29 protein-coding genes and 2 pseudogenes are annotated in these 24,448 nt (G+C 49.7%); 22 read left to right on the forward strand and 9 right to left on the reverse strand.

Annotated features, from left to right (window positions below):
• The first annotated feature begins 133 nt into the window (after positions 1-133).
• On the forward strand, positions 134-553 hold the full coding sequence (locus SY83_RS09835; protein WP_157279833.1) for a hypothetical protein: 420 nt from the start codon (positions 134-136) through the stop codon (positions 551-553).
• A gap of 375 nt (positions 554-928) precedes the next feature.
• On the opposite strand, the gene SY83_RS23780 is transcribed toward SY83_RS09835, so the two are convergent.
• Entirely contained in the window at positions 929-1,042 is a 114-nt protein-coding gene (locus SY83_RS23780) for a hypothetical protein (RefSeq protein WP_231891443.1), read from the reverse strand.
• Positions 1,043-1,048: 6 nt separating this feature from the next.
• A pseudogene (locus SY83_RS09840) lies at positions 1,049-1,951 on the reverse strand (glycerophosphodiester phosphodiesterase family protein); the annotation flags it as partial.
• 297 nt (positions 1,952-2,248) lie between these two features.
• On the opposite strand from SY83_RS09840, the gene SY83_RS09845 reads away from it, so the two are divergent.
• The 4 genes from SY83_RS09845 to SY83_RS09860 all read left to right on the forward strand — a co-directional run bounded on the left by SY83_RS09845 (position 2,249) and on the right by SY83_RS09860 (position 4,058).
• Positions 2,249-2,533 (forward strand): putative quinol monooxygenase, encoded by a 285-nt coding sequence (locus SY83_RS09845; protein ID WP_068606090.1) that lies wholly within the window; start codon positions 2,249-2,251, stop codon positions 2,531-2,533.
• A gap of 28 nt (positions 2,534-2,561) precedes the next feature.
• Positions 2,562-3,308: an NADPH-dependent oxidoreductase gene (locus SY83_RS09850; RefSeq protein WP_068606091.1), complete on the forward strand. Its 747-nt coding sequence runs from the start codon at positions 2,562-2,564 to the stop codon at positions 3,306-3,308.
• Positions 3,309-3,335: 27 nt separating this feature from the next.
• Positions 3,336-3,752, forward strand: coding sequence for an organic hydroperoxide resistance protein (locus SY83_RS09855; protein ID WP_068606092.1), 417 nt, complete (start codon positions 3,336-3,338; stop codon positions 3,750-3,752).
• A gap of 81 nt (positions 3,753-3,833) precedes the next feature.
• Positions 3,834-4,058 (forward strand): hypothetical protein, encoded by a 225-nt coding sequence (locus SY83_RS09860; protein ID WP_068606093.1) that lies wholly within the window; start codon positions 3,834-3,836, stop codon positions 4,056-4,058.
• A gap of 197 nt (positions 4,059-4,255) precedes the next feature.
• On the opposite strand, the gene SY83_RS09865 is transcribed toward SY83_RS09860, so the two are convergent.
• Together SY83_RS09865 and SY83_RS09870 are read right to left on the reverse strand one after the other, a co-directional pair.
• Positions 4,256-4,816, reverse strand: a complete 561-nt coding sequence (locus tag SY83_RS09865; protein WP_082882438.1) for a cupin domain-containing protein — start codon at positions 4,814-4,816, stop codon at positions 4,256-4,258.
• 35 nt (positions 4,817-4,851) lie between these two features.
• On the reverse strand, positions 4,852-5,601 hold the full coding sequence (locus tag SY83_RS09870) for a hypothetical protein (RefSeq protein WP_068606095.1): 750 nt from the start codon (positions 5,599-5,601) through the stop codon (positions 4,852-4,854).
• A 171-nt stretch (positions 5,602-5,772) separates the two neighbouring features.
• Between SY83_RS09870 and SY83_RS09875 the strand changes: the two genes are divergently transcribed.
• The 4 genes from SY83_RS09875 (at position 5,773) to SY83_RS09890 (ending at position 7,788) form a co-directional block, all read left to right on the forward strand.
• Positions 5,773-6,333: a TetR/AcrR family transcriptional regulator gene (locus tag SY83_RS09875; RefSeq protein WP_068606096.1), complete on the forward strand. Its 561-nt coding sequence runs from the start codon at positions 5,773-5,775 to the stop codon at positions 6,331-6,333.
• Between the two features lie 150 nt (positions 6,334-6,483).
• Positions 6,484-6,627: a GNAT family N-acetyltransferase gene (locus SY83_RS23785; protein ID WP_407944628.1), complete on the forward strand. Its 144-nt coding sequence runs from the start codon at positions 6,484-6,486 to the stop codon at positions 6,625-6,627.
• Between the two features lie 540 nt (positions 6,628-7,167).
• Positions 7,168-7,497 carry an MGMT family protein gene (locus tag SY83_RS09885; RefSeq protein ID WP_068606098.1) on the forward strand — a complete coding sequence of 110 codons (330 nt, stop codon included), beginning with the start codon at positions 7,168-7,170 and terminating at the stop codon, positions 7,495-7,497.
• A gap of 12 nt (positions 7,498-7,509) precedes the next feature.
• Positions 7,510-7,788 carry a hypothetical protein gene (locus SY83_RS09890; protein WP_068606099.1) on the forward strand — a complete coding sequence of 93 codons (279 nt, stop codon included), beginning with the start codon at positions 7,510-7,512 and terminating at the stop codon, positions 7,786-7,788.
• 91 nt (positions 7,789-7,879) lie between these two features.
• Here SY83_RS09890 and SY83_RS09895 read toward each other — a convergent pair whose 3' ends face one another.
• Positions 7,880-8,101, reverse strand: a complete 222-nt coding sequence (locus SY83_RS09895) for a DUF1540 domain-containing protein (RefSeq protein ID WP_407944617.1) — start codon at positions 8,099-8,101, stop codon at positions 7,880-7,882.
• Between the two features lie 132 nt (positions 8,102-8,233).
• On the opposite strand from SY83_RS09895, the gene SY83_RS09900 reads away from it, so the two are divergent.
• The 5 genes from SY83_RS09900 to SY83_RS09920 all read left to right on the forward strand — a co-directional run bounded on the left by SY83_RS09900 (position 8,234) and on the right by SY83_RS09920 (position 13,052).
• Complete coding sequence (locus tag SY83_RS09900) at positions 8,234-9,544, forward strand: MFS transporter (protein WP_068606100.1); 1,311 nt, start codon at positions 8,234-8,236, stop codon at positions 9,542-9,544.
• Entirely contained in the window at positions 9,510-10,430 is a 921-nt protein-coding gene (locus tag SY83_RS09905) for a polysaccharide deacetylase family protein (protein WP_068606101.1), read from the forward strand. Before SY83_RS09900 ends, SY83_RS09905 begins: the two co-directional genes overlap by 35 nt.
• 39 nt (positions 10,431-10,469) lie before the next feature.
• Positions 10,470-11,330: an SDR family oxidoreductase gene (locus SY83_RS09910; RefSeq protein WP_068606102.1), complete on the forward strand. Its 861-nt coding sequence runs from the start codon at positions 10,470-10,472 to the stop codon at positions 11,328-11,330.
• Between the two features lie 44 nt (positions 11,331-11,374).
• Positions 11,375-12,463, forward strand: coding sequence for an MBL fold metallo-hydrolase (locus SY83_RS09915; RefSeq protein ID WP_068611020.1), 1,089 nt, complete (start codon positions 11,375-11,377; stop codon positions 12,461-12,463).
• A 133-nt stretch (positions 12,464-12,596) separates the two neighbouring features.
• The gene (locus SY83_RS09920) at positions 12,597-13,052 is read left to right on the forward strand and encodes a hypothetical protein (RefSeq protein ID WP_082882441.1); all 456 of its coding nucleotides are present in this window, start codon (positions 12,597-12,599) and stop codon (positions 13,050-13,052) included.
• 57 nt (positions 13,053-13,109) lie between these two features.
• Here the strand turns inward: SY83_RS09920 and SY83_RS09925 are convergent, their stop codons facing one another.
• From SY83_RS09925 to SY83_RS09935, 3 genes are read right to left on the reverse strand one after another with little or no spacing between them, the layout of a single operon-like run.
• Complete coding sequence (locus SY83_RS09925) at positions 13,110-13,979, reverse strand: LamG domain-containing protein (protein ID WP_231891411.1); 870 nt, start codon at positions 13,977-13,979, stop codon at positions 13,110-13,112.
• A 46-nt stretch (positions 13,980-14,025) separates the two neighbouring features.
• Positions 14,026-14,403 carry a Rieske (2Fe-2S) protein gene (locus tag SY83_RS09930; RefSeq protein ID WP_068606103.1) on the reverse strand — a complete coding sequence of 126 codons (378 nt, stop codon included), beginning with the start codon at positions 14,401-14,403 and terminating at the stop codon, positions 14,026-14,028.
• Positions 14,404-14,432: 29 nt separating this feature from the next.
• Entirely contained in the window at positions 14,433-15,494 is a 1,062-nt protein-coding gene (locus SY83_RS09935) for an amidohydrolase family protein (RefSeq protein WP_068606104.1), read from the reverse strand.
• Between the two features lie 211 nt (positions 15,495-15,705).
• Between SY83_RS09935 and SY83_RS23790 the strand changes: the two are divergent.
• Positions 15,706-15,822: pseudogene (locus tag SY83_RS23790) on the forward strand (cupin domain-containing protein); the annotation flags it as partial.
• 12 nt (positions 15,823-15,834) lie between these two features.
• The gene (locus tag SY83_RS09940) at positions 15,835-16,410 is read left to right on the forward strand and encodes a helix-turn-helix domain-containing protein (protein WP_082882442.1); all 576 of its coding nucleotides are present in this window, start codon (positions 15,835-15,837) and stop codon (positions 16,408-16,410) included.
• 60 nt (positions 16,411-16,470) lie between these two features.
• Here SY83_RS09940 and SY83_RS09945 read toward each other — a convergent pair whose 3' ends face one another.
• Entirely contained in the window at positions 16,471-17,250 is a 780-nt protein-coding gene (locus SY83_RS09945) for a phytanoyl-CoA dioxygenase family protein (RefSeq protein ID WP_068606106.1), read from the reverse strand.
• 161 nt (positions 17,251-17,411) lie between these two features.
• Between SY83_RS09945 and SY83_RS09950 the strand changes: the two genes are divergently transcribed.
• The 6 genes from SY83_RS09950 to SY83_RS09975 all read left to right on the forward strand — a co-directional run bounded on the left by SY83_RS09950 (position 17,412) and on the right by SY83_RS09975 (position 24,444).
• Positions 17,412-18,218 (forward strand): helix-turn-helix domain-containing protein, encoded by an 807-nt coding sequence (locus SY83_RS09950; RefSeq protein ID WP_068606107.1) that lies wholly within the window; start codon positions 17,412-17,414, stop codon positions 18,216-18,218.
• Positions 18,219-18,234: 16 nt separating this feature from the next.
• On the forward strand, positions 18,235-19,992 hold the full coding sequence (locus SY83_RS09955; RefSeq protein ID WP_068606108.1) for a sensor histidine kinase: 1,758 nt from the start codon (positions 18,235-18,237) through the stop codon (positions 19,990-19,992).
• The gene (locus SY83_RS09960; RefSeq protein WP_068606109.1) at positions 19,985-21,211 is read left to right on the forward strand and encodes a response regulator; all 1,227 of its coding nucleotides are present in this window, start codon (positions 19,985-19,987) and stop codon (positions 21,209-21,211) included. Before SY83_RS09955 ends, SY83_RS09960 begins: the two co-directional genes overlap by 8 nt.
• Before the next feature lie 180 nt (positions 21,212-21,391).
• Positions 21,392-22,666, forward strand: a complete 1,275-nt coding sequence (locus SY83_RS09965) for an ABC transporter substrate-binding protein (RefSeq protein WP_068606110.1) — start codon at positions 21,392-21,394, stop codon at positions 22,664-22,666.
• Positions 22,667-22,731: 65 nt separating this feature from the next.
• Positions 22,732-23,613: a carbohydrate ABC transporter permease gene (locus tag SY83_RS09970; RefSeq protein ID WP_068606111.1), complete on the forward strand. Its 882-nt coding sequence runs from the start codon at positions 22,732-22,734 to the stop codon at positions 23,611-23,613.
• Positions 23,614-24,444, forward strand: coding sequence for a carbohydrate ABC transporter permease (locus SY83_RS09975; protein ID WP_068606112.1), 831 nt, complete (start codon positions 23,614-23,616; stop codon positions 24,442-24,444).
• Positions 24,445-24,448 lie beyond the last annotated feature (4 nt).

Consider the following 24,448-nt stretch of genomic DNA (forward strand, 5'->3'; position numbering starts at 1 on the left):
GGCTCTTCGGAAAATATAGTTGAAGCTCAATAACATTGTGTTATTATATCGGACTTTTTAGCGTTTCATTAATGATCATTATTTTATTATGGATGGGATGCTAATTAAAATGAATAGGACGTCTAAATCAATCGTGAAACTGGTTTTATCTATTTTATTTATAGTTATTTTTTGTATGGCTTGCTCATCTAAAAGTCTCGAAGTTGGGATAGAAAGTTACTTGAGGTGGAATAGTAAAGAAAAGGTATTAGAGATTTATGCTGTTATAAAGAATATGTCCGAGAGAGACAGCTCCTTTGAAGCATCTATAATAATAGAAAATGAAAAATTGCAACAGCTCATTGGCTTTGAAACTGAGACATTAGAATTTGATGATAGAAAAGGAAAGACTCCATTTAAGTTATCATCTTATACAGAAACTGTATTTAAGCGAGAGTACGGTATAAATGAAAAAATTAAAAAAGACATATTAACTAATAGTGTATACATCAGAATATCAACTAAAGATGAGACTATTGATAAGCCAATTTCATATATTGATTTCATTGAATAGTCAACATGAATAAGCTGGCTGACATCGCTCGGAGTATCCGATATCTCGCAGGGGGCGGGTATCCATTCGAGGAAACGCTGAAAAAGCGCGTTAATCCGATCTTCGTCGAGTTCAATAATTTATCGAACAGGGAGTCAAGTGCATTGGACATCCTAAACTTACCAAAGTTCAAGTGAATCGGCATCGGCGTAAACGACGCGCGTAACATTTATCCGATTTGAACGTAGTTTAAATAATTGCGAGGCCATTCCGGTTGGAATGGTCTCTTTATTTTACAGTACAAAAAAGAGGCTCACCTCAAGGTTCAGTACCTTAGGAAAGCCTCCAGACTCAAGGCAAGCCAACTATCCGCTATAGCTGACGCCGGGTGCACTTCTATAAATTATAACCTTTTGGGAGCTTGAATCCATGTTCCTCCATGACCTCACTCAGACGGTCAGGGTAGTCGGTGATTATTCCATCCACTCCATCGCTGACAAGCTTATTCATGGTTTGCTTGTCGTTGATTGTCCACGGGATGACTTTCATGCCGGACTTGTGCGCTTCCTCCACCAATTCCTTCGTTACATAAGGCACGTAATTTTCGTCGGTGATCTTGCCGTTTTGCGGGAAGCCGTGAACGGGAGAGATGGCATCTGCGCCAAACGATTTGGCCGCCGCCACGAGGTTCCCTCCGAAATCATCAATGTCAATACCGCCGAGCCAAGGAGAAGCTCCTGGTTGACCTGGCTGCAGGAACTGAGGCCCATTAGTGAGTGCAACAATCGGCAAGCGCGGCTCTACCTCTTTCATCCGCATCAGTGCGCCCCAATCGAAGCTTTGGATGGATACGCGGTCCAGCATATCTGCTTCACGAACGTGTTTAGCAACGATTTGCACGAAGTCTTCACGAGGAGCTGTTTCCCATGCCGCACCCGCTTCTACCTTTGTCTCAATGTTCAGCTAAACCTTCTTGGCTTTGTAACGATTTACGAGATCGGTCACTTCGCTCAACAGAGCCATTTTTGCCCCGGGGCTTGGCTGTTGTTCCGGGTATTCCGGTTTCGTAGTTGTGCCGCAGTCCATCGTACGAACCTGAACGAGCGTGAGGTCTTTTATATACTTGCCTACGTAAGGGAACTCTGGGTCTCCGTCGAATGCAGGAGAGGTATCCTTGCAGTTTCTTGCTGAGATTTTACGGTCATGTGTGACAACCGCCTGCTTGTCCTCGGTAATTTGAATATCAAGCTCTAATGTGGTCACACCTAGTTCAAGTGCACGAGAAAACGACGCGAGGGTCGACTCCACCGTCAGTCCCATTCCTCCGCGGTGCGCTTGAAGGTCAAACGTCTTGGGGCCGAAGCTGTCAGCATGGTCCAATGGCTTAACGGCCAAAGCAGGTTGGGAGAATAATAACATAAATGCAGCACACGATAAGGCCAAAGCTCTACTTTTCTTCACTTATTTCACTCCTTTTATAATCTAAGTGCAATAGAAGTGTACACAGCTAGTGTAAATTCTGATGGATGAATATTTGAAGATAGAGTAAACTCGAATCGGCATAGGCGTAACAAGACATACTATAATTAAATGGATTAGCCTTCCGAAAGGGGGGCTTTTTGGCATGGGTTTGACTTTAGGCAGGATATTCGTTATATTAGGGGCATAAGATTTAATTGTATTCAATTAAATAAAGAATAGGAGTGTTTAGAGTCAATGATTACTTTACAAGCACACATGACGATTGATCCGGCGTTTCGTGAGGAGTTTCTGGAGAAAGTAAAGGTGCTGATTGCGGCCTCTCAAGCGGAGCCAGGCAATATCAGCTACGGACTTTACGAGTATGTGGAGAAGTCCAACCGGTTTGTCATGATTGAAGAGTGGGAAGATGAAGCGGCGATTCAGGAGCATAATCAGTCGCCTCATTTTGCCGAGTTTATGAAGTTTGCGCCTGAAGCTCTTGCGGCACCTGTCGAAATTAAACGCTCAATTATCCAATAAAACATTAGTCTGGGAGGTATTTCAAAACATGAACGAAGTCAATGAAGTGATCAACACGTTAATGAATCACCGTTCGATACGCAACTACACCGATGAACCGGTGACGGAAGAACAGCTCAACCTGATTATGGATGCGGTGCAAGCGGCGCCTACTTCCATAAATGGACAACAGGTAACGGTCATCTCCATCCAAAATCCGGAACGCAAAGCGAAGGTAGCCGAATTGGTGGGAAATCAGGCATGGGTTGCGCAGGCCCCGGTGTTTTTGCTATTCTGCGCTGACTTTAACCGCACGAAGATCGCCGCGGACTTAAATGACGAGAAGCTTGGCATTACAGACGGCATCGAATCAGTCATCGTCGGAGCCGAGAATGTTGGTTTGGCCATGGGGAACGCCATCGCGGCGGCTGAGTCGCTGGGCTTGGGTATTGTTCCGATCGGCGGCGCGCGGATGAATCCGCAGGATCTGGTGGAGCTGCTGAATATTCCTCCTTACGTGTTCCCGGTTTGCGGACTTGTTGTCGGACATCCGGCTGATGCATCCGCACAAAAACCCCGTTTGCCGCAGGCGGCGGTGTTCCACAGAGAACAGTACAATAACGATCTGGAAGGCATCATTAAGGAGTATGATGAGCAAATCTCGGAGTACATGAGCAAACGTACCGGCGGCAAGGAAACACGCACTTGGTCTAAGAGCGTATCTTCGATCTATAACCGGATCTACTATCCGAATGTGCGGGCGATGCTGGAGAAACAAGGCTTTAAGTTTAACTAAAATTTATTTTGCAGGAGGAATTTCATCATGGAAAAATTATATACAGCAACGGTAACGGCAACAGGCGGCAGAGACGGTAAAGTGGTATCCAGCGACAGCCATCTGAATCTGGATGTTCGGATGCCTAAGGAACTGGGAGGCCAAGGCGGCGCGGCTACGAATCCCGAGCAATTGTTCGCGGCGGGGTATGCGGCATGCTTTGAGAGCGCACTGAACCTGGTGTGCAGAACGAAGAAGATCAAAGTAGAAGGCACCGAAGTGACAGCTCATGTAACGATTGGGAAAGACACGGACGGCGGCTTCAAGCTGGAAGCTAAATTAGACATCACGGTGAAAGGTGTAGAACGTGCCGTGGCGGAGGAGCTTGTACAAGCGGCCCATCAGGTTTGTCCTTACTCTAAAGCGACGCGCGGTAACATCGATGTGGAATTGAATGTAGTTTAATGGTTGTCGAGAGGCCATCCCGTTGGGGTGGCTTTTTCTCTGTAAAAAAGTGTTGAGCGGAACTGAAAGAATTCGGCATTAATGGCAAAAATATCATCATTCGCCCTGTGCATTGGTGATTTGATATTGGCTGATTTGCTCGAAGAAGGTTATGCCGGTGATGAATTGCTAGCAAAGTTTCGTGAGCGACAAAGTGATCTACACGCTGCTGTTAAACACTTAATTAGCGATTCCGGAGAGGTTGCTCGCAATTTCAATGGCGTAGACAAAACGGAAGCACTTTTTAGCGATGTTATGTCTGGATAAAGGGAAACTTCTAAGAAGAGCTAATATGATATTTTAAATAGCGAAAGGATCCCGCTGAGGCGTGATCCTTTTTACTTGGTATCCAATAAAGTCATCCGGGGAAAGGGGTTGTACGGAATGAATATTAAGTCCTCCACTACAATAAGACAGGACATTATGGATGTTCAAAATGCCCGCATCAAGATGACAACCCTTCATTATTTACCTTTTAGAGTTCGTGTCGCACCATAGCCACAGAGCCTTCCCAGAGGTGCCAGGAGAGCGAAAACGATTTTCTGAACAATGAGCGGAGGCTTGGTCAGACGAAATTCTTGACGATACTTTTGCATAATGACCGCGAGTTGTAAGATGTGTGGTACTCCTGCTTTATTGGTTTTACCTTCTTGTGCGAGACCCCACATTACCTCCAAGAAGTCATCTGTGTGCATTGCGGGCCGCGTCTGCCAGAGCAGGCGGGTCTCGTCTTCACTGCCATTCCACATTTCATGTGCGACACCGATAGGAATGAAAAATGTTTCGCCCGCGCAATAGATATTCTCTTGAGCATTCAAACGTACAGTAATGCTACCGGACAGGACTTTGAAACGTTCCTCCTGTTGAGGGTGAAGGTGCGCGGGTGGTGCTACCGAGGATGGTTGATAGAAGGCCTCAACCTCTACTAAATCTCCATTAGTATCCTTTGCCGTTTTGCGGAAGACAATGCGTTGCCTCCTGATCGGGTCAATTAATTCTTCACCTGCATATGCCACATCTGTCACTCTCCTTGTCTATTTCCAAAAACTTTGTTTTTGGTTCAATCAGATTGCGATATAGTAAGCTTTTTATCCATCGCTTGTTCTCCCGACTTAGTTGCATGGCGATGTAAAAGCTTAGATCGCGGATTTTTGTCTCTAACCATACTCAATGCAACCCAAATGCATCCAAAAGCAACCAATAGTCCATGAGCAACTCTGATTGGTTGGGATCCGAAAAACTGCGGAATATAGAGCGCAAATCCCAGAGCGAACGATAAAACACTCCATCTCGACAGCATGCCGGATCGCCACGCCGCAATCGCAACCAGGATGGGACCAACTGCAAGTAGCAGGAGTCCTGCTGCGAACATAACGACTGCTGGCCCAGAAAAACGGACTGCATCGACCAAGGGCAGCAGCACAGCGCTTTGCTGCTTAACAGCTTCCTGACCGATAGCATGCAGCGCAAAGATCTCGGCACCATAATAGGGCAGAGTGAATCCGACTCCGATCCAGATTAAGATAAGTGCTAGGGAAGCGAGGCGTTCAACGGTTGTTTTTTGGAATATGCTATGCAGACCCAACAGACCCAAAGCGAGCAGGATGAAGGCCACTACAGCCAGCATATGTGACAGAACCCAAGCGGTGGAAGCGAAAGCTTCGGCACCTTGCAATGTTGATTCGTCGGAGAATGGTCGAAGCACTGGGTAGAGAATAAACAGAATTCCAGAGACGATTAGAGACAAAGCTCCAAGGTGGACACGAGATGAGAAGACTGTTATCACTCTGGATGAATAGGTTGTTGCCATAGATTGTTCCTCCTAATTTCGGTTAATGTGGTTACGGTTTATGAGCAAAACTAACAGTGTACGTTTTAAAGCATAACATCAATAAGTTGTGGGTGTCAAGACGAACGTTGTTCGTTATAAGTCATACATATGGCTTGAAAAAAAGATCCATTAAGGAGTACAATGTTAAGTATGGTATACAAAAAAAAGATCGATCAAGACATGTTGGTAAAGAGCACGTTTGAGTTATTGGAGCGCGAAGGAGTTGAGGCTATTTCTATGCGTCGGCTGGCTACGCTGTTAGATGTACGCGCCTCCTCACTCTATAATCATTTTCGTGAGAAGTCGGCATTACTCAGTGCTGTCGCAGAAAAAGGGCTGTTACTCTTGGCAAAAGAATTGGAGAGGGCATCTTCCCTAGCAAATTCAGACCCGCGTCGCCAGATCTATGCAATGGGTATGACCTATCGTGAATGGGCACTTCAACATCCACAACTTTACAGGCTCCTCTTCACGGACACACCGCCGATTGAGGATATCTCGTCTTCATCCCCCATCGCGGCTTTTGCTCCTGTACTGACTGCTACGGGGAAACTGGTCGGACAGTCACAAGCTGCATCTGCGACGCAGGCGATCTGGGCTTTTGTACATGGCCATGTGTTGCTCGAATTGACGGGGCATTTGCAGCAATGCATTCCGGTTGAAGGCTTACAGCTTGGACTGAAATGTTTTGTTCAAGGACTAGGCCGCTAACCAAGAAATACAAGAATCAGTAACAGCTTTAGAGTAGATGGCCATCCGAATGTAGGATGGCTATTTTTTTTTTTTTTCAAAACTTGCCGTTAAAGCTAGCGCGGAGAACAGTATCATAGGTAGAAAAAGGATCATTAAACTAATGGAGGCATTGGCCTTGGAAAGACGCTCCTAAAATGGGGTGTAGAAAAACTAAAAACCTTTGGATGCACTACAGTAGCAATCTGGGTGTTAAGGGAAAACCCTAATGCCATCCTTTTTTTGAAAAGCAATGCTTTGTTCGTGATGGGATAGAGAAATTAATGAGTAGAGGTAAAGATTTTATTCAGTATAGATATTATTAAGCGTTAAAGACATGTAGTATTGAACTAACGGATAACGATTGCTTAAATATGGTGAATGGAGGTCAATAAATTGAAATTATAACTTTGGCCATTTGAGGATTCGGAAAACGTAGCTGTAATTACCTCAATTAAAATTATGGATAGCGTAAGCCCTATTTTATATGTATCCCACGAGGAGGACGATGGGATGTGGCAGTTCCTAGATGGTGGAGAAGTCAGCGAAGAGGACGCACGGATACTTGGGTTAAAGGAAGTTATAGATATTGACCCGAGTTTGGTTCAATTAGCTAACCTTCCCATTGGCTGGATTGCATGGAGGGAAACAGAACATTGCCAATGGATTAGAACTAGAGCCAAAAGGTAGGCTTGTAATTACGTTTACGGAGAACATATGCAAAAATTCTTTAATAGTTACCCACTTCCGTCACCGAATATTTCATACTCTACCTAGTCATAGTAAAGAGTAGATACAGAAGGGATCGAACCCTAGATGCAACCTTTCACTCAACGTGTGGTGGAGGTCATTCGCGCCATTCCGCCGGGACGCGTGATGACGTACGGACAAGTGGCCGGAGAGGCGGGCAGCCCGCGTGCCGCAAGACAAGTGGTACGAATCCTGCACAGTATGAGCGCTAAATACGAGTTACCCTGGCACCGGGTCGTTAATGTCAAAGGCGAGATTGCCATCCAAGAGGATGAATCCCGATTCCTGCAAATCGCCATACTGACAGAAGAGGGCGTGGACATCGACAGCAACGGCCGGATTGACCTGGAGAAATATCGAGCGAGTGTTCCACATTTTGACACCAAATATAATTAGGAGATGAACCATATGAGTAAACCCTTAAACGAACAAGAGCTGATTCAATACATAGCCGGCAAAACCGGAGCGGATCCCACCCAAATCGGGCTCGTGCTGAAAATCGAAGATACCTATATCAACAAGGCTAAAGCGAACGCGCGCGGCGAAGTGGACATTGATGTGGATGATATTGTGGACCATATTATGAAACAACGCGATGTGAACCTGGATGAGATGACGGTGGAAACGATTTTGGAAACGGAGATGGAGTATTTGATCCAAAAAGGGATTGCCACCTACGGCGACTAACCTTCCGCGACACCTGCACAACGCCAAAAAGAGGCTTACCTCAGGTCCAGTACCTCAGGCAAGCCTCTTCAGTGCTTCAAACTTTAAAGCTTTAGTGCACCCGTTCTTTAAACGTGTGGCAACAAGTATCTTTCACGCCTGCCGCATGGTCGGTATGATGCGAGTCATACTGCTCGTCCCGTGTGCCTTCCGGTAATTCCGCATGGGCATGGGCGTTGATCTCGATCATAATGGTCTCAGCAACACAATTATTGCCTTCTTCCCAGTAGGAACAGTTGTCTACGCTGCATTTCACTTTTGGATTTTCCATCATCAGTCACCTCGTCGGAGTGTTTTTTAATTCGTGTGCTTATTTCATACCACCCTGAGCTTAATTCTAAACATTTGAATATAATGGAATTAGAGCGGAAAGCGGTTGTAACAATAGGTTACAGGGGGTTATGCAATGGGCAAAAGATGGGTGAACAGCCCCGCGATGTATGCCATGGGGATGCTGGCGATGATGATTCCAAGCTCGGCTTTCAACGCTTTCTATAACTACTATTATGTTGAGAAATTGGGGCTGGGGATCGCCATGGCGACGGCTGCCCGCATGATCTTCCTCATCTGGGACGCGGTCAACCAGCCTATATTCGGTTATCTGTCGGATCGCACAAACACCCGTTGGGGACGAAGAAGACCGTGGATTGTGGGGGCGATCCCCTTTTTCATGCTGACGTTCGTGATGGTGTTTACGGTGCCTGCGGGGTTGTCCGGATACGGGCTATTCCTCTGGTTTGTGATTGCGCTTGTGCTGTATGAGGCGGTGGCCACGGTGCTCTGGATCAATTACGGGGCGCTGTTCCCTGAGATCTTCAAGGGCGACAGGCTGCGCGCCAAAGCATCCGCGGTACAGCAAGGTTACCAGATTGTCGCGATTCTCATCGGTACGGCGTTGACACCTCTTTTGTTCGGCGTAATGGGGTTTAGCAGGATGTCCGTGCTCTATGCGGTTGTCTTTGCTTTGATCATGGGGCTCTGCGTGTATAACATTAAAGAGGATGAAGAGGTGCGGAAGATCCCGCCGATGCCTCTGAAAGAAGCTTTTCTGGAAACGTTGAAAAATAAGCCGTTCTGGATTTTCAATATCTCGAACTCTTTTGCCCAGACCGTGAATGGCTTGGTCTCCTCCATGATTCCGTTCTATGCCAAATATGTGCTTCGCATCCCGGAGTGGCAAGTGTCCATTCTGCTCGCCTCCATCTTCGTGTCCGTGATTCCGCTGGTGGGCGTCTGGTATTGGATGATGCGGCGTATGGATCCGTTGAAGGCTTGGCGGTTGTCGCTTCTCGTTTATGCGTTTTCGGTGGTGCCTCTGTGGTTCGGAACGGGGCTGATCAGCGGGATTCTCGCCGGGGTGCTTGTTGGTTTCGGCCTTGCCGGATTTCTGGTAACGCCGCCGGTTGTCAGCAGTATGCTGATAGATGAGGATTTCGACCGCACCGGGCGCAGACGTGAGGGGATGTATACCGCGATGGGCGGGTTTATCACCCGTTCGAGCGGATTGATCGCGGCGTTGGCTTTTCTGTTTGTAGGTTTGATGTTCGGCTATGAGAGCGGGGAGAAGCCCGGTCCGAATCCGGAAATGACCTTTCAGGTGCTCATCTGCTTGGTGCCGCTGGGTTTGCTGGCTATCGCGTATGTCATCTCATTAGGAGTTCGGATGGAGGGAAGGACGGCGGATGTCAAAACAACGGATTCTCATCATCAATTGTGACGATTTCGGCCAAAGCGCTGCGACGAATCAAGCCATCATGCACCTTCTGGAGGAGGGCAAAGTGTCCTCTGCCACCATCATGGTGCCCGCGCCGGGATTCGAGGAAGCGGCGGCATGGTGCCGCCGGAGGAATCAGCCCAACATCGGGCTGCATCTGACGCTCACGAGCGAGTTCGAAGCGATTCGCTGGCGGAGTCTGACCGGTCACCCCTCGCTTCACGGGGAGGACGGGACGATGCACCGAACGTGCGAAGCGTTCGAACGACGTGCCGATGCGGGGGCGGTGATGCGGGAACTGGAGGCGCAGTACCGGTTGCTGGCCGGTTATGGGTTTCCCGTCAGCCATGCGGATAACCATATGGGCAGCTTGTACGGCGTAGCGACGGGGAGAAGCTTCATCCCGCAGGTGCTGTGGAAATGCGCCCGATGGGGGCTTCCCTTCCGGTTATTTCGGAAAATCGATCCGTCGGATACGCTGTTGGCCGGCATCCCGGGAGCGGAAGGAGCCGTGGCGAAGGCTTCGGCGCTGGCGGGCGTGCTGGGTGTGGCGATTCCGGATTATCTTTTGTCCCATACGTTCGGTATAGAAGAGGGAGAAACCTACGAGAGCTTTAAGCAGATGATGATCACGAAGATGTACAACCTTCCCGAGGGAATCAGTGAAACTTACATCCACCCGGGTGTCGAGAACCCGGTCATGCAGCGTTCCATCCCGCATTGGGCCAAAAGAGTGTGGGAATACCGTCTTCTCCTGGAGGACGATTTCACCTACGCGATACAGGATGCAGGGGTAACGCTGGCTAACTATGGCCATGTCGCCAAGTATGGCAGATCCTCCCGGTGGCAGTCGGCAAGCAGTCTTATGCGAGGGTTGTTGAAGAAATAGTGGAATGATAAAGGCGATCACGAGAAAGGGTGGAACTTGATGCAGGAAAAGCGAAAAATCGCCGTGGTTACAGGCGCGAGCGGAGGCATGGGCCGGGCGACGGCAGGTCTGCTCGCCGCGGAGCATGGCATGAAGGTGTTTCTGGTTGCCCGTAGCGCGGACAAGGGACAGGCTGCTGTAGATGATGTGAACCGTCTGAGCGGAAGGGATGATGCGGAGTTGCTGGTATGTGACCTGGCGTCTTTTGCGAGTATTCGCGCGGCGGCCGCGGAACTTAGCTCGCGTTGTGAACGTATAGACGTTCTAATTAACAATGCCGGTGTTGTGACCCTTCGCAGGGAAGAAACCGAGGATGGGTTTGAGCGGCAGCTGGGTGTGAACCATCTGGGGCATTTCCTGTTCACAGGACTGCTGTTCCCGCTGCTCAAGCGGAGTCCGGCGGGCCGCCTGGTCATCATATCTTCAGGCGCGCACAAGATTGGCCGCATGAATTACGGGGACCCCGGCATGAACAAGAGTTATACGGTATGGAACGCCTACGGCCGTTCCAAGATCGCGAACCTCTGGTTCATGAAGGAGCTCGCGGGCCGGTTAAGCGGGACAAGCGTGACCGTGAACGCGGTGCATCCCGGTGCCGTGGCCACACAGCTAGGTGTAGACCGGCGCACAGGCTTCGGCGCGATGGTTCACAAGCTGCTGCGGCCGTTCTTTCAGACGCCGGAGCTGGGCTCAGCAACGGCCGTCTATGTAGCGACTTCCCCGGAGGTTGCGGGCAAGTCGGGGTTGTATTGGTACAAGATGCGGCCGGAGCCCGTGTCCAACCTGGCCGAATCGGCGGAAGAAGCCAAGCGCTTCTGGGCCTGGAGCGAAGAAGCGACCGGCTTCCGATGGGACGCATAAGTATATTGTAGAGCGAGGCAAACACATTGATGATTTTGGTATGGATGATAGTGATAATAGCGGTTTTGGCGGTGATTGCATGGCTGGTGATCCGGTTCTACCCGGCGTTGGGCGGAAGACGATCCAGAGAATCGGCGGCTGCGTTGACGAGGTCAGCCCAGTACGCCAGTGGGAAGTTCCAGAATCAGATTCCCACGTCCATGAAGATGAGCTTCGGGGCAACGTTGAAACTGCTTGTGGAGTTCATTCAGGGCCGGCCTGATTTGAAGCCGACCTCGCCGCTTCCCATCGAGGTGTTTCAACCGCAGGTGGCTGTTGAAGGCGTGATGCCGCAAGTGACCTGGTTCGGTCACTCCGCCTTCCTGCTGCAAATGAACGGGCGCACCCTGTTCATGGATCCGATGCTGGGCACCTCGCCTTCGCCGTTTCCGCAAATCGGCGGTATCGGCCGTTACAGCAAACAGCTTCCGTTTAACATCGCGGATCTTCCGGAGATCGATGCGGTGGTCCTGTCGCATGATCATTATGATCATCTGGATTACGGCTCCATCTTGAAGCTGAAGACGAAAGTGAAGCAATTTTTTGTGCCGCTTGGGGTGGGTGCGCATCTGATTCGGTGGGGTGTGGATCCTGGCCGGTTACGGGAGCTGGACTGGTGGGAGGAAGCGGATTTTGAGGGCTTAAAGCTTACCAGCGCCCCGGCCCGGCATTTCTCCGGCCGCAGTGTGACCGATCGGAACAGCACCTTGTGGTGTTCCTGGATCATCCGCAGCGAGACCGCGAAGGTGTTTTTTAGCGGGGATAGCGGATATGGGCCTCATTTTGCCGAGATTGGGGAGAAATACGGTCCGTTTGATCTGACGTTGATGGAATGCGGCCAGTATGACGAGCGGTGGTCGGCCATCCATATGATTCCAGAAGAAACGGTACAAGCTCATCTGGATGTGAAGGGCGCACTGCTGATTCCGATTCACTGGGGAGCGTTCACGCTAGCGATGCACAGCTGGATCGACCCGGTGGAGCGCGTACTGAAGGCGGCGGCGGAGAAGCAGGTAGCGGTGGCTACGCCGAAGATCGGCGAGACCGTCACCCTTGGCGCATCGGCATATCCTATGTCGACGTGGTGGAAATAACGGGAAAGAGCTCCCTGTGCGAATGGAGATTATCCTTGGACGGTAAATCCACTTTCTTGACGGAATTTATTTGGCATGCGTGCCTAATTACAGCAGATTGTCTTTTGCAATAAGTTGAAAGGTGGGCGGAATAATGGAACGTAGAGTTGAAGAACTGGAAGAACTGGTGAGAAAACAAAATAATCAGCTTCTTGAGATGAAAAATAAAATCGAATCCTTGGAAGATAGAGTATTACGTTTATCGGTTTGCAAAGTATCCAACGGTGAATTTCCTTACTATGATTTGATTTTGTCCTATAATATCACACCTAATCAACAAACTCAGATTAACAGGCTATTTATGGCTCTATCCGAGAAATTGGTCGGCAATACATTACCCTCTCGCCTTAAAGAAACCGAAAGCTATTCCACTCTCTTTTTATTTAGTGACAATCCAATACAATACGACGATGTAAAAAAATCAATCATGACCATTTGGCCAACTACGGATGGCGAATTACCATTATCTATTATAAAAGCTATGAAAGATCAGGGGATACAAGTTCAGCTTTGTGAATATCTCCTTTCACAAGCTACACCTCATAGTTAAAACGTAAATAAATGATAAAAAAATCACCCTGCTAATATACTGAGCAGGGTGATTTTCTCAATGCTTGGACAAGCTCCGAATCTCATCCTCGGTTAAAGCTTGGTTGAACACGGCAAGACCGCCCATCAACCCCACATACCGGTTGCCGGCCTCACCGGACCGGTCGACAGACCCTACCGTGAAATCCGCACCGTCTTCACCGCCGTCGAACAAGCCGCCGTCGTACAGGTAAGGGTTGAACTCTTTACGAGGGTCCAGCTCGCCGTCCAAATACACTTTGGCATGGACGCCGTCGTAGGTAAAGGCAATGGCATGCCATTCCTCCTTGGAGACGGCTGTGCCGCCGATCGCTGTGGTCATGCAGTAGATGTAGCCCGGCGTAGGCCCGCCGACGGAAGACACGTGACCACACACCTGATCGGCGCTGTCCCAAATGCTCAAGTCCATGAACATGCAATATTGCCGTTTCTTGTTCGACTCATTCCACATGCCCGCGATGGCTTGGCATTCGGTGTTCACCCTTCCCGCACGCTTCACCCATGCGATCAGGGTCAGGTGCCCCTCCAGGCCGTGGAAGTTTAACGCCGGGCATTCCGCCCGGGGGAGGTTAAACCACTGCCCGAAGGTCATGTCGGCCGCGTAGGGGCCGAACACGCCATCGTCCGCTCTGGCGATCGGACCGTCCATCTCCCGGAGTCGATAGCCGTGGGGTCCTTTCGCGACGCGATCCGAGCCGGCTTCCTCCTGGAAGTCCCAGAAGCTTAACAGAGCTGGATGGTTGGTGATGGCTTGAGCCATGGCCTCAGCCCGCGACTCCGCTTGTGTTCCCGTTTGCGCCTCAGCTCGCACTTCTGTCTGCGTTCCCGCCTGTACCTCTGCCTGCGTCCCTGCTTGCAATTTCGAATCTGCATTTTCGTTAGTCAACATGAAAATCCCGCCCTTCATCGATATGGAATGTTTGACCTCATGTTCGTTATTCCTGCGATTGCCCCGCTTTGACACCCAGAACGACCGCAATCTTGCCATCTTCAATCTGCACTGGGTAAGTTCGTGTTCGAACCTTTTCGCTAAAAAGGGATTTCCCCGTCTTAATATCAAATTCCCATCCGTGCCAAGGGCATCTCACGATTTCCTGATCCCGCCCGTATTCGAACGCGTACACCTCGGATGGGAGATTTGTTCCGCACACCGGTCCTTTGCACAACTCGGCGCCTTGATGCGGGCAATAGTTATGAATGGCGTGGTATTCCCCTTTCACGTTATAAACCCCGATGGACCGGCCTTCCACTTCCACAATCTTATGTCCGCCTACCGGAATATCCGCTGTATCCGCGACAATATGCAATGCCATCTTCTTCTCCATCCTCTCCGTTGTTTGGACTAAAGCTTATACAGATCTTTGGCGTTCTGATAAAAGATCTTATGCCGGGCTTCCGGGGACAGCCGCTTCAGAATCGCTGTCGGATCATCGAAATCCCAGTGCGGATAGTCGCTGGAAAACAGGAGAATATTCTCGGCATCGATCATATCGAAGATGGACAGAAGATGTTTAAAGTCCTGAGGCTCTTCAATCGGTTGTGTCGTGAGATAGCAATTGTCGCGAATGTATTGGCTCGGCATTTTCTTCAGCCAAGGGGCTGTGGAGCGCAATGCCTTAAAGTTCTTGTCCAATCTCCACATGAGATGAGGCAGCCAGGCTACGCCGCCTTCACAAAAAATAAACTTAAGGTTCGGAAATTTCTCAAATACGCCTTCGCATACCAAGCTGATCAGTTGAGCCATGAAATTCTGGGACAGACTCGTATGCCACTGCAAATAGGTGCTTGGATATCCTGCTGCCGTAGGTTTACCTGATATACCGCTGCCTTCAGAACCGGGGTGGATGGCAATCGGTAAACCCAACCGCTCCGCCGCTTCATAGACGGGGTGGTAATATCGGTGACCGTAAGGCATGGGAGAAGCACTGCCAATAACAATTTCAACGATGCCGGGATGCGCTCCAATCCGTTCAATCTCTCTTACGGCTTGTGCCGGATCCTGCATGGCAACCGTCATAGCGCCTCTGAACTTGTCACTCTTCGACAGCCACTGATCGATCAGGTAGTCGTTATAAGCGGATGCGAGAGCTGCCGCGTAATCCGGATCTTGATGGATGGATACATGGATGGTTTGATCTCCGGTTAACACAACATGCTCCATGTTGTACGCCTCAAGGAGATATTTCAGCATATACTCAGGGTCGGATCCGGGCACTCCGCCGTTAGGCGGAACTGCATCCTTGCGTAATACACCGATAGGCGATGCATACGTGAACGGAATGCGAAGACCGAATTGCGCGACTTGGCTTTTCCAAGGTTCTTTCAGATATGGGACCAGGTCCATATGGTCGGTAAACTCGTTGTGTACGTCACAATCAATGACTTTCTGTGCAGGTTGGTTCATGCGGTGCTGCCTCCCCAGGAATGGAATGATACCCCTAATTATAATGTAAACGGTTACCGCGGACGATAAATAATACAACTTTTATTTGTGTAATTCTACGATTATAATGAGGTATACATAGGGAGGGATTGTTCTGATTCAACTACGTTCGGTTTACTTTGACGATTATGATCCGGCATGGAACCGGCCGGAGGCTGTCACGCCCTATCATATCTTCATCTTCGTTCTGCAAGGCAAGCTGATTTACCGTCTGGACGAGCAGGATTATCCTCTGGAGAAGGGGGATTGGCTCTATATCCCGGCGGGAACGTTACGATCCGGCAGGTGCATAACGGAGCAAATGCATCAGAAATATTCCGCGCACTTTGACGCCGCTCCCGACATGACGAACGCCCTCCCTTTCATCGGAGGGCGCCCAGGCATGAAAGCTCAAAGCCGGAGCTATGAATATATGAAGCAACGATTCTCCTTGCTCGCGCAGCAGTGGTTCGGGCAGCTTCCCTATGCGGAAACCGTCTGCAACGGGATCCTCATGGAACTGCTCGGGATCGCGAGCCGGGAGGCGGATGTGGAACGCTTCCCCTCCAAGTCATTAGCCTTGGCGGATGCCGTGCAGCAATATATACTCGAACATTACAGGGAACCGCTGAAACTGGACACGCTGTCCCGGCATGTCAACCGCACACCGAACCACGTGACGTCGGTCTTCCGTCAGATAAAGGGAATGACCCCTGTCGATTACCTACATGAAGTACGCGTTTCGGCTGCCCGCGATCTGTTGTTAAATACGCGCATGACCATAGCCCAGACCGCGGAGTATCTGGGCTATTGCGATCAATCCTATTTCAATAAAGTCTATAAGCGGATTACCGGCATGCCGCCGTCCTCGCTGCTTTCCGAGAAGAGAGCCCCATAGGGCTTATGGACTGAGTCAATGGGATAAGCCGGCATGCTTTATTCGGCAATAAATAACACGTTATTTAAAGTACAAAGAGCTGCGAACCGACTCTTCTTTCAAATCAATATTGTATTTCTTGTAGTGCTCATAATGCGCGTCGTAAAGGCGGCCGTGCTCCGAGGAAACATACGTCAAATAATATTGGCGGCGGCTGCGGTTAGCTGTGTTCACGCCGCTCTGGTGAGGCGTCAATGAATGGAACAGAATGATGTCGCCCGGCTCGGTTTCCACAATCTCGCCGGTGGACAAATCGATTTGCGCAATCTCTTCGTCGTTCATATTGCGCAGCACGCCCGGTTCCGACATCAGACGGTCCTGGTAGCCCGGGAACAGCTCAAGGCCGCCGTTCTCGCGGTTCGCGCCGTCGATGGCCACCATGACGGAAATCAGCGACTGGTAAGGGAAGCCCTGCCACCAAGCGGCATCCTGGTGCATCGTATATCCGCTTACGCCAGGCAATTTATAGATCAGCTTATCTTTAAACAGATGAGCGCGCTGCCCGTATATATCATGCAATGCCCCGAGAATTCTCTGGTCGTTCACAAGGTCCATGAACACAGGCGAAACATCAATGACCGGATCGATTCGTTCGATAATCTGTTCGCCGTTGTCCAATTTCCTGAACCCTGTACGGATGTTATTCGGGTCAAGAAGGTCTGTCAAGGTGAGAAGTCTGTCGCACTCGGCTTGCCATTTCGCGGTTTCTTCCGTGTTGAAGGCTTTGCGTAACACAAGATAACCCTTGTCGTGGAAATCCTGAACCTGATTCTGAGTCAATGTTGTCGGTGCTAATTGCATGTCATCATCTCCTGTACTATGATTGTTTGTGATATATTAATTTGTATATTACGCTTGAAACAACCTATTTAAAATGCACATTATCATTAGAATTCATATACTTTTTTGCAAAATGTAAGCGGTAACGGTTTTAGGATGATCTGGAGCGGAGGGGAGCTGTCATGGAACAGAATGAAGCGAGATGGACGGCCGAGATGGTGCGCTATCTGTATGTGCAGGATCGGGAGCAGTTCTCTTATCCGGAGGAGGTTTACAAGCACTGGGTTGTTCTGGCGGCGGAGGCCGGCCGGTTCTCGTATGGCGTTCAGGGACAACAAGGGTCCGCCGGTTTCGGTCAACTTGTATTCTGTCCTCCGGGGGTGCCCCTGGGGCGCATGATTGAATCCCGTTTAACTTTTCATTTCATGGAGTTTGATTGGATGACAGAAGTCGGGGAAGGGATGGAACCGTCAAATGCCTATTATCCTGAGCCGATCGTAACGATTCGTGATATTCACAGGTTGAAATCCAATTATGACTATATGTGTCCCTGGAGCGATACGAATGAACCGGGTGGCCGCCCTCTGTTAAATCATCTGCTGACAGATCTTCTTTACCTGTACAGATCGGAGCTGGAAGCTTACCGTCAGTCGGTTCGAACCCGAACGGATCCGTTAATGGGTCAGGCGGCGTTGTACCTTCAACAGCATGCGTTCGGACCGCTCAGCATGAGGGAGCTGTCGGATGAACTCGGGATCAGCCAATCGCAGCTCACCAGAAGGTATCAGGCATCCTTCGGCCGGTCGCCGATTGAAGAGTTAACTTCCACCCGGCTGCAGGCGGCGAGAACCTTGCTGCTGGAAACGGACCGGACGCTGGAGGATATCGCGGAAGCGTGCGGGTACCAGAACGGTTACTATTTGAGCCGCGTATTTACGAAGAAGATGAAGGTAAGTCCGTCGGAATTTCGCCGGGCGCACCGCGTATAAGGGGGATCAGCGCACAATGTTTACGAAGTGGTTTAAGAACCAAACCATCCAGAATAAGATTTTGTTCAGCCAGATCGTATTAGTCATTGTTCCCTTATCGGTGGTGGCGCTTCTGAATTACATGCAGAGCTCCCGTGTGATTGAGGATAAAGCCGTGGAACAGTTCTATACGATTTCCCAACTGGCCAATCAACAGCTGGATCAATACATCGAGGAAATTTCCAAATTAGCCGATAACATTACGGAAAGTCCTATCATCAGTGACAGGTTAAGGCAAGGATACGTTCCTTATTACAAGTTTACAGAGAAAGAGATTCGGGAGGAGAACAAGGTTAGAGAGTTTCTCATCGGGATGTACAAGCTGAAACCGGGGATCTCGAGCATCCGTCTATACGGAGATAACGGCATTCAGGATTATTACCATCCCGAGTTGATCTGGAAAACCGAAATGAAAGTTTCCGAAGAAGAGTGGTATCGCAAAACGCGGGAGGCTAACGGCAAGTGGATCATCAGCGGCATCAGGCAGGAGAAGCAATTCGGCACCTTGTTCGACAAGCCTTCCCTGCATCCTGAAGCTGTCGTTACCTTCAGCCGTCTGCTTAAAGACCGCGTAACCTTCAAGCCCGTCGGCATGCTTGCTATTAACCTGCGCATCGAGCAGCTCGAGAGCATGTTCGGAGCCATCGACAGTAATCACCAGCTCCTGATTCTGGATGAGCATAATAAACCGATCATTAACAGCAAGGAAGCCGTTCAAACCAAAGGAAAAGCCTATCTGAAAGTAAGCACGAAATCGCCTCTGACGGGTTGGACCTCTGTCTACATGGCTTCCAAAGCGGATTTATTCAAAGAATCGAAGCATATTCGCAATCTGATCATCGGTTTTACCGCGTTGTTAACGCTGCTGGCCTTGGTCTTAGCCCAGTTTCTTGCGAGAGGCATCGTGAAACCGCTGCGAGTGCTCCGGGTAAAGATGAAGGAATTGGCCAAAGGGGACTTTAACATTGCCATTCCACCTGAAAGCCAGGATGAGGTCGGGGAATTAACCCAGCGCTTCAACAAGATGACCGGCAGAATGAAAGACCTCGTGGAGGAAGTCCGGGCGCAGGAAGCCAAGCGTGCGGAAGTGGAGCTGGCAGCGCTGCAAGCCAGAATTAATCCTCATTTCATGTACAACACGCTGAACGGCATTCGGTCCGTGGCCATGATGGAAGGGAACAAGCATGTCGGGGAACTCATTTCTTCTTTCGTATATTTACTGCAATTCAGCTCCAAGAATAAGGAATCGTTTATAACGGTGCTCAAAGAGTTGGAATTACTCCGCTACTATGTGGAATTGATGAAGATGCGCAATGACGAATTCGACTTTGTGCTGGACGTCGATCCGCGGATGACGGAATATCTGGTCTTTCCGTTTATGTTCCAGCCTTTAGTGGAAAATGCGATCTTCCATGGGCTGGGGCCAAGCAAGCGCAGAGGCGAGCTAGTCATTCAGCTCCGGACAGACGGTGCGATGAATACCGCTGCCATCCGGGACAACGGGATCGGCATGGAGCCGCATATTCTCGAAGGTTTACTGCAGCCTCCGGTTGCCGGGGATGGGGAGGATGAGGAGCTTTTTGAGAAAATCGGCATGTTGAACGTGCAAGACCGGCTTCGTCTGCAATTCGGTTCGCAAGCGGAGTTAAAGGTAAGCTCGGTCAAGGGTTCCGGGACGGAAGTACGCGTCAGCTGGCCAGTGCTAACAAGAGAAAGGGGACACTCGGATGCTTAATGTATTGCTCGTGGATGATGAAGTGCTGGTGCGTAAATTTATGCGGTCTTTAATGGATTGGGAGTCGGAAGGGTTTCAGATCCGGGGAGAAGCTTCTCACGGGGAAGAGGCGCTGGACATGCTCATGGCGGAACCTATAGATATTGTCATCACGGATATCCGCATGCCGGTTATGGACGGGTTGAAGCTAACGGAACGAATCAGGGAATTAAAGCTTCCGTGCAAGATTATCATCCTTACCGGTTACGATGATTTTCAATATACCCGGAAAGCGCTGCAGCTTCAGGTCCAGGATTATATTCACAAGCCTACAGTCACCTCGGAGGAGTTACTTGCTACGTTGACCCACATCGCGCAGGAACTGAAGAAATCACAGTCGGCGGAATGGGTTCAACGGTTAATGTGGGACGGGGCTCAGGATAAGCGAAAGAAAGTCATCACCCGGTTATTGTCGGCATCGGCGGATCCCTCGCAGCAGGTGGATCATCTGATTCCGCTGTTAAGAGAGCAGTTTTCCTTCCCGGAAGGCTTCAGGTTTGCCCTTTTCTCTGTCACGCTTCCCCGGGATTACAGGCCGGAATATGCCTCTTCGGCCTTGACGGTCAATCTGGAGATGATGGAGGAGCAAGCAGAGCTCTACTTTCAGCAGGCATCCCCGGATACTCAAACGATCGTGACCCGCATCGATGATAGGTTGGCAGTCATCAGCGAGAAGTTGCCCGAGAACCCGCTTACGGAGCTGCAGGATAAGCTTAGAGCGGATTACAGCGCAGAGGTAATGGGAACGGTCAGTCCCGGTTACCATCGGTTAGAAGAGCTGCCACGGGTTTACAAGCAATGTTCAGACGAGTTGGAGCGGATGATCCAAGAACAGCAAGAACACGCGCATACGCATGTGCTGATTGTGAAGGCGCTGCAGTTCATTCATGAACGCTACATGGAAGAGCTGACCTTGGAGCGGATCGGCGAGCACATTCACATGAGTTCCGCTTACTTCAGCAGACTGTTCTACAAAGAAACCGGAATCAATTTCTCGGAGCATTTAACCAAGGTGCGTATCGAACAGGCCAAACGATTGCTGGAGAATTCGAATCTGAAGATTTACGAAATCGCGGAGAAGGCCGGATATCAGAACAGCAAATATTTCCTGAAATTGTTTCGGGATTATACCGGCATGACACCGGGGGATTACAGGGAAAGTACAAAAAACAGACCGTAAAGACAAGATTGTATACTTTTGAAAATTGTGAAAGTAAATCATTTGCTTTCTGGTTCCAAACCCAACAAAATAGTTTACTGCAATGACCAAACTGTCTCCTTTTGGCGTAAAAGAAAACGCTTTATAATGGGAACCAACAACAAGAAAACGCTGCCAATTATAGAAAAGGGGTCAGGTCAGATGAAAAAGAAACGGTTTACACTTACGGCATTAACGGTGCTGCTTAGCTTGTCTCTAGCTGCTTGCGGCGGAGGGAATAACGAAGCCAATGAAACGAATGCGAATAAGGCGGATACACCGGACAAAACAGCGGAAAAAGTTACGTTGAAAGTATTAACGAACAGTGTGAAGCCTGAGGAATTTCTGGCTAAGTTTCACAAGGATAACCCTACGATTGAAGTTAACTGGGAGCAAGTGGAGGACGCGCGCTATTCCGACGTTATCCGCACAAGGTTTACGGCCGGAGAAGATCTGGATATCGTCACGCCGAAGCGCCCTGATTTCTATACCTTGACCGCGGCCAATCAGCTGATGGACCTCTCGGATCAGAAGTTTCTGGATCGGTTCGATCCGTCCGGTCTGACGGAAACGAAGATGGAAGGCAAGACTTACGCGGTACCGATGTCCCGCAACGTCCTGACCGTCTGGTACAACAAGGATTTATTCAAAGCGAACAACCTGACGGAGCCTAAGGATTGGGAAGAATTCCTGGCGGTCAGCGAAGCGCTGAAAGGGAAAGGCGTCGCTCCGATCGCCATGGCGGCTAAAGACGCGCAGATGGTAAATCTGCTGGCAGGCATGCCTTACCTGAGCCTTCTGTCCGAAGATACCTCATGGTACTCCAAGCTTGGCAAAGGCGAAGCGAAATGGACCGATGCGAAGTCCGTAGCCGCGCTTGAGAAATTCAAGACGATTGTAGACAAGAAATACTTCCAAGACGGCGCGCTCGGAACTGGTGAAGATCAGGCTTATCAGATTTTCTACCAAGGGAAAGCGGCCATGTTTATCAGCGGATCCTGGGCAATCGATAAAGTGACCAACAATAAGCCGGCGTTTGAAGTAGGCGCGTTCCTGCCACCGGGCAACGATAAAGGCCAAACGGTGAAAACCGCATACGCGGCGGGGAATTTCACCGCGATCAGCGCGAACTCGAAGCATAAAGAAGCGGCGCTTACGTTCCTGGATTATGTTTCCCAGCCCGAGAATGCATCGCTATACGCGAATAACATCAAGTTCCTGTGCAGTGTCAAGGGCGTTGAACTGACGTTCAGCCCTGATGTGAAACTGGTTGAGCCTTTGTTTGAAGCGGAAGGTTCCCAAATCAACATCGCTTTCATCTCCGGAACGATGAAGAACGTATTGGCGGCTGAATTACAGAAGATGATTTCCGGCGGCGGAGACGCTGCCAAGACAGCGGCAACCCTTCAAGCGGAGCAGGATAAAGAAATTAAATAATCAACATGAATGCCGTAGCGGGGGAGCCTCTCCCCCGCTACAGCTCATTATAGGGAGGGAAGAACGTGCAGAGAACCAAAAAGTTGAATCTCCTGATTTTCCTGTTGCCGGCGGTGCTGATCTATACGGTATTTCAATTCTACCCGGCGATGAGCGGGTTCTATTACGCGTTTACGGATTGGGACGGGTTTTCCCCTGACGTAACCTTCGTGGGAGCTGACAATTTCAAGGCGATCCTGGACGACAGTTTATTCTATACCGCGGTAAAAAACACATTGATCTTTACCGTTCTTGTTATGGTGCTTCAGAACGCCCTGGCGCTCTTGTTCGCGATTCTCCTGGATCAGAAGATTCGAGGGGTAGCTTTCTTTCGTACGGTGTACTTCATCCCGGCGTTGATCAGCACCGCGGTAGTAGGCTTTATCTGGTCGACGATTCTGAATCCGGTCATCGGGTCCTGGAAAATCTTCTTTAACGCGTTCGGTCTGACGCAAATTGCGAATATGGATCTGCTGGGGAGCCCGAATACGGCGCTGTACGCGATCATTTTCGTCATGGTTTGGAACTACATGGGCTACTCCATGATTATTTATCTGGCCGGCTTGCAGAATATATCCAAGGATCTGTACGAAGCCGCCGGCATTGACGGAGCGAACCGCTGGCACAAGTTCCGCAATATCACGTTCCCGCTCATTGCGCCTGCGCTGACGATTAACCTGATGCTGTCCATGATCGGATGTCTGAAACAGTTCGACCATGTCTTCGTCCTCACCGGCGGCGGTCCGGGGAATGCTACGCAAGTCATCGGCACAGCCATCTATACGGTAGCGTTCAGTAACAATAAATACGGCTACGGAATCGCGTTATCGATGGTGCTCTTTGTTTCGATCGCCATTCTCTCCTTATTCCAGACTTTTGTACTCAAGAAGCGGGAGGTGGATAACTAGATGAATAAATCTCAACATGCCGCCGAGCGGGTGCTCATGTATCTGGTTTTGCTGGCGACCAGCGCGTTAATTATTTATCCGTTCCTGCTCGTCTTCGTCTCTTCCTTAAAAACAACCGAACAATTTATGAATGATCCGACAGGTTTGAAATTCTCGCTTTCTCTTGATAATTATGTGGTGGCCTGGAAACAGGCGAATTTCGGTCAATTTTTCATGAACAGTATTTTCATAACGGGCTTGAGTGTATTGGGAATCAGCTTACTAGGGGCGATGGGGGCTTATGGCTTGAGATCCTCCTTCCGTGGAAATAAATTGCTGTTGAATTACCTGTTGATCGGCATCATGATTCCGTCGCAGTCGACGATTGTTACCCTGTTTATTTTTTATCGCAAAATAGATCTCATCAACACCTACACCGGTCTTATCCTTTATTACATCGCGCATTTGATTCCGCTGGCCATCTTTATTTACGCCGGTTTCTTCCGCAGTATCCCCAAGGAGCTCGAGGAGGCCGCCTATATGGACGGTTGTACGGAGCTGGGCACGTTCTGGAAGATCATTCTGCCGATTTCACGTCCGGTCATTTCTACAGTTATCATTCTGACGGGTTTGTCGGTATGGAATGACTTTCTCATGCCTATGGTGCTTTTAACGGATTCCGCCAAACAGACGCTTCCTTCGGGGTTGCTGCGTTTGAAAGGTGAATTTTCGGTCGATTGGCCAAGATTCTTCGCGGCGATGGTGATGATCATGATTCCGATCATTGTCGTTTTCGCGTTCCTGCAACGTCAATTTATTAAAGGGCTCACAAGCGGAGCCGTGAAGGGATGATAAT

It is taken from the genome of Paenibacillus swuensis, from assembly GCF_001644605.1.
GTDB lineage: Bacteria > Bacillota > Bacilli > Paenibacillales > DY6 > Paenibacillus_N > Paenibacillus_N swuensis.